Consider the following 10,857-nt stretch of genomic DNA (forward strand, 5'->3'; position numbering starts at 1 on the left):
TGCGCGAGCCTGGCCGCGGTGCCGTCGAAGCCCGCGCCGTCGACGATCTGGACGAGAGCGCGGGCGTACTCGGGGCCGATTCGCACTCCGGAGATACGCATCGCCCGCGACGCTACCGCAGCGGCGACGGGCCTGGATCCAGCAGGGGCGACAGGACTCGAACCTGCAACCCCCGGTTTTGGAGACCGGTGCGCTACCAATTGCGCCACGCCCCTGGGCTGCGTCGGGAGTGTACCGCCGACCTCCTGTGACACTGTTTGCCCACGATGCAGCGCTACGCGCTCGCCGGGCTGTTCTCAGCGATTGCCCTGTCGCTCGCCCTCGTCGCCGTGTGGGCCGCGCTCTCCGGCGGTCGCGCGTGGGTCGTGGCGCTCGGTGCGGGCGCGATTGCGCTCTGGATGGGGGATCTGGCGCGCAGAGTCTGGCCAAGACGACAGGGGAATCTGGCCGATCGATAGATGAGACAGCAGACCCACGTCGTATTCTGGTCTGGTGGCCGCGGCACCCCACTCTTCTCGACGGACGCCTGGCAGCGGATGAACACGATTTCCGGGGGGGACACGCAGGCGCTGTGGCAGGACTACCGCGCCACGCGTGACCAGGCGGTCCGCGATCGCCTGATCCTGACCTATGCGCCACTCGTCAAGTTCGTCGCCGGACGTCTCGGCTCGAGCCTGCCCTCGCACGTCGACGAGCAGGACCTCGTCTCGTACGGCCTCCTCGGGCTGATCGGGGCGATCGAACGCTTCGACCCGGATCGCGAGATCAAGTTCGAGACGTACGCGATCGCCCGCATCAAGGGTGCGATCATCGACGAGCTTCGCTCGCTCGACTGGGTGCCGCGCTCGGTGCGGGCGCGTGCGCGCGAGATCGAGCGCGCGATCGTCGAGCTGGAGCGCAGCCTGATGCGCGCGCCGACCGACGACGAGATCGCCGCCAAGGTCGGTATCTCCGAGGACGAGCTCGAGAAGAGCCTGTCCGATATCTCCCGCTCGTCGATGGCCGCGCTCGACGAGCTCTGGAGCCCGCAGGGCGGCGGTGACCAGGTCGCCCTCATCGACACGATCGAGGACCCGGCGGGCGCCGACCCGGAGTTCTCGCTCGAGCAGACGGAGCTCAACGAGGCGCTCGCCGAGGCGATCGCGCGCCTGCCCGAGCGCGAGAAGCTCGTCGTCACGCTCTACTACTACGAGGAGCTGACGCTGCGCGAGATCGGGGAGGTGCTCGGCGTGACCGAGTCACGCGTCTCGCAGCTCCACACGAAGGCGGTGCTCCGTCTCAAGGCGCGCCTCTCCGGAGGCGTGCGTCAGACCGCGGACGCGTAGCGCCGCCCGTTTCTACTGCTGGACCTCGACGGCGAGGCGCCAGTGCGTCGCGCCCTTGACGTCGATGCCGACGGTCACGGTGCGGTCGTGGTCGGAGAGGTCCGCGAGAATCACCGACTCGCCGGCCCGAAGCTTCGTTCGTCCTTCCTCGTCACCCGACCACTCCACGTCGAGCTTGCCGCCCCAGAGGCCGAGCGGTGAGGTGTCCTCGGTCGTGAGGACGAGCCGTCCGCCCGCCGGGATCGACATCGTCTGGCCGGCCGCGTCCTCCGTCGACTCGACCTGCGACTCCGTCTCCCAGCGTGGCTCGCGCGCCACGACGATCGTCACGGTCGAGCCGAGCGGTGTGCGTGAGCCCGGCGTCGGAGTGACATCGAGGATCGTGCCCGGGTCGACGCTCGTCTCCGGCTTCTCCTCGACGGCGGGCGAGAACCCTGCCTCGCGCAGGGCGGCGGCGGCTGCCTCGGCATCGAGCCCGTCGACGCTCGGGACGAGCCGCTTCGGGGGACCGGTCGAGAGGACGAGCTGCACGTGCGCCGGGCGCTTCACGCGCGTGCCCGCGTCGGGGTCGGTCTGGACGGCGTGCCAGGCCTCGATCTCCATCGATGGCGCGTACCGCCGCGACGGCGTATAGCCGTTCCGCTCGAGCAGCTTGAACGCGGCCGCGCCTTCGAGGCCGGCGACGGACGGGACGTCGGCATACGCGCTGCCCCTGCTCACGGAGACGAGGAGTGCGCCGTTGTCCGGGATCCGCTTTCCCTCGGGCGGGTCCTGCGCGATGATCGCACCCGCCGGCGCGGACTCCGAGTACGAGCGGTCGACCACCTTCAGCTTGGGGACCGGAAGGCCGTCGTCCTTCGCTCGCTTCGTCACCACGGCGGTTGCGCCCTTGACGCGCATACCGACGACGTCGGGCGCGCTCACGCCGGACGGATCGTCGCCTGCGACCGCGTAGACGCCCCCGCCCGCCAGGCCGAGCGCGACGACGAGCGCCGCGACGGCGGCGACGAGCCTGCCCCGGTGGAAGGCGGTGTGCGAGCGGACCTGGTTGACGATCGTCGCCGGCGCGCGCGCGATCGTCGCCGACGCCTGCACGATCGTCGCCGGCTCCCGCAGGACGCGCGTGACGAGCGTGGCGGCGGCCGGCAAGGCATCCGGCTTGTCGGGAAGCGGGGCCGGGCGTGCCCCTGGAAGCGAACCGGGATGCGCGCCGAGCGCGACCGCCGCCTCGACGGCGTCGCCGCGAATCTCCGGCCGGAGCGCAAGGAGGCGATCGACCAGCGTGGCGGCCTCCGGAGGCGTGGCCGGGGCGACGGCCGCAAGGGACGGGGCGGCCTCGTGGGCTCGCCTGAGGCCGGTGGCGAGCCGGTCCTCGCCCTCGAACGGCATCCGCCCGGCGAGCAGTCGGAAGAGGACGCAGCCGAGCGCGTAGAGGTCGGTCGTCGGCCCCGTCGCAGTGCCGGCTGCCTGCTCCGGCGCCCAGTACTCGGGAGTCCCGGCGAGCACGCCCGAGATCGGCGCGGTGCGCGAGGAACGCGCGAGCCGCGCCAGACCGAAGTCGGTGACGACGACGCGCCCCGAGCCCCGCTCGACGAGGATGTTCGCCGGCGTCAAGTCGCGGTGGACGACGCCACGCGCGTGCGCGTGGGCGAGCGCAGCGGCGACGGGCGCGCAGTACCCGCGTGCCTCGTCCCAGTCGACCGTCCTGCCGCGGATGATCGTGTCGAGCGCGTCGCCCTCGACGAGCTCGATCACGAGCACCGTCTGGCCGTCGTGCTCCAGCACGTCGTAGAGGCGGACGACGTTCGGGTGCTCGAGCCGCGCGAGCGCCGCAGCCTCGCGCTCGAAGCGCTGGCGAAGCTCGGGGTCGTCCGCGACCCATGGATGGAGCACCTTGAGCGCGACCTCGCGGCCGAGCCGCTCGTCCCCGGCGCGCCAGACTACGCCCATGCCGCCGCGCCCCAGCTGCTCGCGGAGGCGGTACCTGTTGGCGACGATGTGGTCGACGTCCTGCACGAGCGGCACCTGGGCCGGGGAGTACCCCCGGGCGGCCTGGAAGCTACTCCTGCCTCGTTCGGAGATCGTTAACGGGCTCCTGCGGGGGTCGTAGACTCGGCGCGTGATCACGTGCGGGCAGTGCGGTCGGGAGAGCCCGGACGACTTCGTCTTCTGCCCCGGCTGCGGCGCGGCACTCGCTCCGGTCTCCGCCCGCGAGGTCCGGAAGGTCGTGACGGTGCTGTTCTGCGACCTGACCGGCTCGACGGCAATCGGGGAGCGGACGGATCCGGAGGCGTTGCGGGCGTTGATGAACCGCTACTACGACACCGCGCGCGGGGTGCTCGAGCGGCACGGCGGCAGGGTGGAGAAGTTCGTGGGCGACGCGGTGATGGCGGTCTTCGGAATCCCGGTCGCGAGCGAGGACGACGCCCTGCGGGCGACGCGTGCCGCGGTGGAGCTGCGAGACGTCGTCCAGGAGCTGGGGCTCGACGCGCGGATCGGCGTCAACACCGGGGCGGTCGTCGCGGGCGAAGGCGACACGCTGGTCACGGGCGACGCGGTGAACGTCACCGCACGGCTCGAGCAGGCCGCCGGCGCGGGCGAGATCCTCCTCGGCGACGACAGCCTCCGGCTCGTCCGCGACGCCGTCACGACCGAGCCGCTCGAGCTCACGCTGAAGGGCAAGACCGGCACCGTGTCGGCGCACCGGCTGCTGCAGCTGGATACGAGCGCGGTCGGCGTCGCACGCAGCCTCGAGCGCCCGATGGTCGGCCGCGAGCGCGAGCGAGCGCGGCTCCGCTCCGACTTCGAGGACGTGGTCGCGACGACCAGCTGTCGCCTGTTCAGCCTGATCGGTCCCGCCGGGATCGGAAAGTCGCGCCTCGTCGCCGATTTCCTGGAGCACGTGGACGGCCAGGCGACCGTCGCGCGCGGTCGCGCCCTCTCCTACGGCGAGGGCATCACCTACTGGCCGCTCGTCGAGATGCTCGTGCAGCTCGGGATCGAGCCGTCCGAGGCGATCCGCTCGTCGCCCGCGGAAACGCAGCTCGCGACACGTGCGCTCCTCGAGGAGCGCGCCGGCGAGCGGCCGCTCGTGCTCGTGATCGACGACCTCCACTGGGCGGAGGAGCCGATGCTCGACCTCGTCGAGCACGTCGTCGACTGGTCGCGCGCCGCGCCGATCCTGCTTCTGTGCGTCGCGCGACCCGAGCTCCTCGACGTCAAGGCCGGTTGGGGCGGCGGCAAGCTGAACGCCACGTCCGTCCTTCTCGAGCCGCTCCCCGACGACGAAGCACGGCTGCTCGCGGACGGGCTCCTGACCGACGTCGAGCTGGACGACGACACTCGGGCGCGCATCCTGACGACGGCGGACGGCAATCCGCTCTTCCTCGAGGAGATGGCGGCCCTCGCGCGCGAGGCGCGCGGCACCGTGGACGTGCCGCCCACGATCCGGGCGCTGCTGCAGGCGCGACTCGACGCGCTGAACGACGACGAGCGCGTCGTGGTCGAGCGCGGCGCGGTCGAAGGACAGGTCTTCCACCGGGGAGCCGTGACGGCGCTCGCTCCGGCGACGCCGGTGGTCGATGTTCCAGGCCAGCTTCTCTCGCTCGTCCGCAAGGAGGTGGTCCGGCCGGACCGGGCGGTGATCGCCGGCGACGACGCGTTCCGCTTCCGGCATCTCCTGATTCGCGACACGGCCTACGAGGCGCTACCGAAGGCCGTGCGGGCAGAGCTGCACGAGCGGTTTGCAGACTGGCTCGAGGCGAACGTGGAGCTCGTCGAGCAGGACGAGATCGTCGGCTACCACCTCGAGCAGGCTGCGCTCTACCGCGCGGAGCTCGACCCGGGAGACCCGGCCGGCGCCGCGGTCGCACGACGCGCGGCCGAGTGTCTGGCGACGGCAGGTCGCGCGGCGTCGGCGCGCGGTGACCTACACGCGACTCGAAACCTGTTGCGCCGGGCGTTGGCGCTCTTTCAAGACCGCGGCGACCGCCGGCGTGTGATCCCCGACCTCGTGGACGTCCTGATCGAGGAACGCGACGACGTGAGGTTCGAGGAGACGGCTGCCTTGCTGGTCGAGCTGGAGGGAGGCGACGAACGCGATCGGGCACTCGCAACCGTGCTCCGCGTCAGGGACTCCCCGGACGGACCGCTCGACGAGCTCCTCGCCCGGCTCGACGAGGCCGAGGCCGTGCTCACAGAAAGGCGAGACCGTATGGGGCTCGCTCGGGCCGAGCATGCACGCGCGTGGGCGTACTGGGGCGCGTGCCGCGGCCGCGACGCCCACGAGGCGTACCTCCGCGCTCAGGCTCACATAGCGGCTGTGGGCGCCACGATCCTGCAACGCGACGTCATCTTCGGAATCTGCCTCACCGGAGTCTTCGGCGGAATCCGGGCCGACGACCTGATCCGGCTGTTGGACGAGCTCGACCGCTCGGCCGCCGCAGCCGGGCCGCTCCTGGAGGCGACTGTCGCCGCGTTCCGGGCGCGCGTCGAGTACGGATCCGGCCGCGGCGGCATCGATGCAGTACGAGAGGCCGCCGACCGCGAGATCGAGCTCCTCGAGCAGGTTGGAGCGAGACTCGCCCTGGTCACCGCGCGGATGTACGAGCGCATAGTCGTCCCGTGGGTCGAGGGGGACGACCGGGAGGTGGAGCGTGGAGCTCGTGCTCGCGTCGAGGAGACGAAGATGTTCGGGACTCGGCTCTTCTATGCAAACGCGCTCGGGATGTGGGCGATCGCGCTCTGCCGGGTGAGGGAACCGGAGCGTGCGCTCGAGCTCGTCGAGGAGGCGCGCTCGCTCGCCTCGCCGGACGACGTCGCCGACCAGATCACTCTCGACCTCGCCGAGGGCTACGCTCGGGCGCTCCTGGGACAGAGCGCCGAGGCGCAGCCGCTGATCGAGCGGGCGGCGGCGAGGGCCGAGACGATCGAAATGTGGTCTCCCGCGTTCGACCACCGCTACGACGAGGCGTGGGCACGAAAGGCGCAGGGCGATCTCGAAGGCGCCCGACGCCTCCTGACGGAGCTCTTCGAGGTGAACGCCGCACGCGGGTTCCATCGCATCGCCGCGCGCTATCGCCGCGATCTCGCCGCGCTCGACGGCTCCCCGTAGCCCGGCACCCGGCCCGGACTACCATTGCCGCTGCACCCACGGAACCAGGAGGAGCGCGCGCACATGGCCGCAATCGAGCCAGGGAAGATCCGGAACGTCGCCGTCGTCGGTCATCGCGGAACGGGAAAGACGTCCCTCGTCGAGGCGCTCCTCTACCAGACGGGCGAGGTCAATCGGTTGGGCACGATCGACGCGGGCACGACGGTCTCGGACTCGGACGAGGACGAGCAGCGGCGCGCCGTCTCGATCTCGCTCTCCTTGACACACACCGAGTGGCAGGGTCGCAAGATCAACCTCGTCGACTGCCCCGGCGACCCGTCGTTCCAGGGGGAGGCGCGCTGCGCGCTCCGCGTCGTCGACGGTGCCCTCGTCGTGGTCTCGGCGGTGATGGGCTTCGAGGTCGGGACGGCGCGGGTCAAGAAGCTGGCGGAGGAGCTCGGTCTCGCTCGGGTCCTCGTCGTCAACATGCTCGACCGCGAGCGGGCCGACTTCTTCCGCACGCTGGGCCAGATCCAGGAGCAGTTCTCGTCGAAGTGCGTCGCCGTGCACATCCCGATCGGCACCGAGCACGAGCTCGAGGGGATCGTCGACGTCCTCCACATGTGCGCGTACATGAACCCCGAAGGGCAGAAGGAGGCGGACCCGGTCTCGATCCCGGATGCCATGACCGACCTCGCGCAGGAGTACCGCGAGAAGCTGCTCGACGAGGTCGTGCAGATCGACGAGGGTTTGATGGAGCGCTACCTGGAGGGCGAGGAGCTCGACCCGCACGACGTCGCCGACGCGCTCAAGCTCGGCGTGACCCGCGGTGAGATCTTCCCGGTCGGCTGCTCCGTCGCGACGAAGAACCTCGGCACGCACGCGCTGCTCGACCTCCTCGTCGAGGGCGTGCCCTCACCGGCGAAGCGCGGCGCGCCGTTCGAGGTCGAGGGCGCCTCGACGGCCGCGTTCGTGTTCAAGACGGTCGCCGACCCCTTCGCGGGGAAGATCAACCTCTTCCGCGTCCTGAAGGGCGAGGTCACCACCGAGACGACGCTCGTCGACCACCGCGAGCACTCGAAGGAGCGCATGGGCTCGCTGCTCCAGCTCCAGGGGAAGACGACGACGCCCGCGAAGGAGTTCGGCGAGGGCGACCTCGGTGCGGTTGCCAAGTTGAAGAACGTCCAGACCGGCGACCTGCTGACCGACAAGGAGGTCGCCGTCGAGCCGCCGTCGTTCGGCTTCCCCGAGCCGGTGATGAGCTTCGCGGTGACGCCGAAGATCAAGGGCGAGGAGGAGAAGGTCGCCTCGGCGATCAAGCGGCTCGCCGAGGAGGATCCGACCCTTCGGCTCCGGCGCGACCAGCAGACCGGGGAGGAGATCCTCGCGGGAATGAGCCAGATGCACGTCGAGGTCGCGCTCGAGCGGGCCAAGCGGCGCTTCGGGGTCGACGTCGAGCTCCACCAGCCGCGCGTCCCGTACCTCGAGACGATCCGCTCGGAGTCGCGCGCGCGCCACCGCTACAAGAAGCAGACCGGCGGCCGCGGCCAGTTCGGTGACTGCGAGATCGTGCTGCAGCCGATCGAGGGCCACGAGGGCTACGAGTTCGTCGACAAGATCGTCGGCGGCGTGATCCCGCACAGCTACCGGCCCGCCGTCGACAAGGGAATCCAGGAGGCGATGCAGCACGGCGAGCTCGCCGGAGCGCCGATCCAGGGCGTGCGCGTCGAGCTCGTCGACGGCCAGTACCACAACGTCGACTCGTCGGAGATGGCATTCAAGATCGCCGGCTCGATGGCGTTCAAGGAGGCGTACGCGAAGGCGGATCCCGTCCTCCTGGAGCCGATCATGGAGCTCGACGTGACGGTGCCGGACGAGGCGGTCGGCGCCGTCAACGGCGACCTCAACTCGCGCCGCGGCCGTCTGAACGGGATGGAGCCCGCCGCGGGGATGACGACGATCAAGGCCGAGGTGCCGATGGCCGAGCTCCTCACGTACTCGCAATCCCTTACGTCGATGACCGGCGGCCGCGGCGACTACGCGATGCACTTCCTCCGCTACGAGCAGGTGCCGACGCACGTCGCCCAGAAGATCGTCGACGAGACGAAGAAGGCACGCGAGGCGGCGACCGCGTAGCACGCCCCACGCCGTACATTGTCCACAGCTGTGGATTCCTCGGTGCGGGGCTATAGTGGCCGCTGCGATGCGGGTAACCAAGGCCAACGTCACGCGCGTCTGCGCGGTATGCGAGCGGACGCTCCTGATGGGGGAGCAGACGCTCCGCTACTCGCCGGACGGCCACGAGTTCGTCGACGTCTGCACGCTCTGCAGCGAGATCGCGCTCGACTCGGGCTGGGTGCGCGAGGGCCACGCCGTCTCGCCGGCCTTGCAGCAGCACCCGCGGCGACGCCGGCAGAAGACGCTCTGGCAGGCACTGCTCGGCGCGCGCGACGAGGAGGCCGAGCCGGTCGTCTCCGAGCCGATCCTGCGCCGCCTCTCCGACGACGAGCTCACGCTCGTGGAGGCGGCCGATCTCTTCAACCAGTCCGACTTCCGGCGCACCGTCGCCGGCGTCGCCAAGAGCCTCGGCGAGCCGAAGGTCTCGATCGTCCCGCTCGCGGGCGTCAACGCGGAGACGGTGCTGACCTTCGCGTGGGACATCACCTGGTACCAGTACCGCGTCACGCCCGACGCGGCCCAGCCGGTGCGGATCGCAGATCGAGGGCACGACCTCGACGAGGTCGAGCCCGCCTACGCGCAGTGGAACGCGCGTTTCGACGAGACGGGCCGGCTCGTTCCGGAGCTCGCGACGGTCTAGGGGGCCGTCCCAGGGATCCAGCCGAGGGCGTCCGCGAAGGGGACTGACCCCGCGACGCATACGGGCTCCACGCGCCTCGGGGGGACACGCACCTTCGCTGCCAGCCCCCTCATTACACTGGCTTTCATGGCAACCGCCGTGACGACGTCTGCCATGGACCTGCTCGAGCGCCTGGGTGTCGACCCCGCCCTCGTCAGCGAGGGCAATCTCGTGGTCTCGACGCCGATCACGGGCGACGAGATCGCGCGGGTCGCGCGCACGAGCGAAGCCGAGACGGCCGCCGCCGTCGGCCGCGCCGTCGCCGCGTTCGAGGCCTGGCGCGACGTGCCGGCGCCGCGGCGCGGCGAGCTCGTCCGGCTGCTCGGCGAGGAGCTCCGCCGCGAGAAGGAGGCGCTCGGCGCGCTCGTCACGCTCGAGGTCGGCAAGATCGCGCAAGAAGGGCTCGGCGAGGTGCAGGAGATGATCGACATCTGCGACTTCGCCGTCGGTCTCTCGCGTCAGCTCTACGGCAAGTCGATCGCCTCGGAGCGACCGGGCCACCGCCTCACCGAGACCTGGCACCCGCTGGGGCCGGTTGCCGTGATCAGCGCCTTCAACTTTCCCGTTGCGGTGTGGAGCTGGAACGCGGCGCTCGCACTCGTCTGCGGCGACCCGGTGATCTGGAAGCCGTCGGAGAGGACGCCGCTCACGGCCATCGCCACGACCGCGCTGCTGCAACGCGCGGCGCAGCGCTTCGGCGACGCCCCCGAGGGGCTCCACGAGCTCGTCATCGGCGGCGCGGACCGCGCGGTGCAGCTCGCCGACGACGAGCGCATCCCGCTCGTCTCTGCGACAGGGTCGACCGCGATGGGCAAGGCGATCGCGCCGCGCATTGCCGCACGGCTCGGCAGATCGCTGCTCGAGCTCGGCGGAAACAACGCCGCGATCGTCGCGCAGAGCGCCGACCTCGACCTCGTCGTCCGCGCAGTGCTGTTCGCAGCCGTCGGGACGGCCGGACAGCGCTGCACGTCGCTGCGGCGGCTGGTCGTCCACGAGTCCGTCGCCGACGAGCTGCTCGAGCGGCTCGCGAGTGCCTACCGCTCCGTGACGATCGGCGATCCCCGTGAGGAAGGGACGCTCGTCGGCCCGCTCGTCACCGGCGAGGCGTTCGGCCGGATGGAGGCCGCGCTCGGCCAGGCGCGCGACGAGGGCGGCGAGGTGATCGTCGGCGGAGGCCGCGCGCACGCCGACCGGTGGCCCGACGCGTGGTACGCGGAGCCGACCATCGTGCGGATGCCGTCGCAGACCGGCGTCGTCCGCCAGGAGACCTTCGCCCCGATCCTCTACGTCCTCACGTACCGCGACCTCGACGAGGCCTTCGCGCTGCAGAACGGCGTCCCGCAGGGCCTAGCGTCGTCCATCTTCACGACCGACCTCCGCGAGGCCGAGCGGTTCCTCGCCGTCGCGGGCTCGGACTGCGGCATCGCGAACGTCAACATCGGCCCGAGCGGGGCCGAGATCGGCGGCGCCTTCGGCGGCGAGAAGGAGACCGGCGGCGGCCGCGAGTCCGGCTCGGACGCGTGGCGGGCGTACATGCGCCGCCAGACCGCGACGGTGAACTACACGGACGAGCTGCCGCTCGC

Annotated in this window: 7 protein-coding genes and 1 tRNA gene; 6 read left to right on the top strand and 2 right to left on the bottom strand. The window is 71.2% G+C overall.

Annotation, left to right across the window (positions count from 1 at the left end; genetic code table 11):
* Window positions 1-142 precede the first annotated feature (142 nt).
* Window positions 143-215 (bottom strand) — tRNA-Trp (locus VNM44_RS08120).
* 51 nt (window positions 216-266) lie between these two features.
* Here VNM44_RS08120 and VNM44_RS08125 point away from each other — a divergent pair.
* Both VNM44_RS08125 and whiG read left to right on the top strand, forming a co-directional pair.
* Entirely contained in the window at window positions 267-458 is a 192-nt protein-coding gene (locus tag VNM44_RS08125; protein ID WP_325624805.1) for a hypothetical protein, read from the top strand.
* Window positions 459-1,325, top strand: coding sequence for an RNA polymerase sigma factor WhiG (gene whiG / locus VNM44_RS08130; RefSeq protein WP_325624809.1), 867 nt, complete (start codon window positions 459-461; stop codon window positions 1,323-1,325).
* Window positions 1,326-1,337: 12 nt separating this feature from the next.
* Here whiG and VNM44_RS08135 read toward each other — a convergent pair whose 3' ends face one another.
* Window positions 1,338-3,350, bottom strand: coding sequence for a protein kinase domain-containing protein (locus tag VNM44_RS08135; RefSeq protein ID WP_325624813.1), 2,013 nt, complete (start codon window positions 3,348-3,350; stop codon window positions 1,338-1,340).
* Between the two features lie 94 nt (window positions 3,351-3,444).
* On the opposite strand from VNM44_RS08135, the gene VNM44_RS08140 reads away from it, so the two are divergent.
* The 4 genes from VNM44_RS08140 to VNM44_RS08155 form a co-directional block, all read left to right on the top strand.
* Window positions 3,445-6,438, top strand: a complete 2,994-nt coding sequence (locus tag VNM44_RS08140; RefSeq protein WP_325624819.1) for an AAA family ATPase — start codon at window positions 3,445-3,447, stop codon at window positions 6,436-6,438.
* 63 nt (window positions 6,439-6,501) lie between these two features.
* Complete coding sequence (gene fusA / locus VNM44_RS08145; protein ID WP_325624821.1) at window positions 6,502-8,553, top strand: elongation factor G; 2,052 nt, start codon at window positions 6,502-6,504, stop codon at window positions 8,551-8,553.
* A gap of 67 nt (window positions 8,554-8,620) precedes the next feature.
* Complete coding sequence (locus VNM44_RS08150) at window positions 8,621-9,235, top strand: hypothetical protein (RefSeq protein WP_325624823.1); 615 nt, start codon at window positions 8,621-8,623, stop codon at window positions 9,233-9,235.
* A 153-nt stretch (window positions 9,236-9,388) separates the two neighbouring features.
* On the top strand, window positions 9,389-10,857 hold a 1,469-nt coding region (locus tag VNM44_RS08155; protein ID WP_349258025.1), incomplete at its 3' end, for an aldehyde dehydrogenase family protein.

The sequence above is a fragment of the Gaiella sp. genome, assembly GCF_035558935.1.
Taxonomy (GTDB): Bacteria; Actinomycetota; Thermoleophilia; order Gaiellales; family Gaiellaceae; genus Gaiella.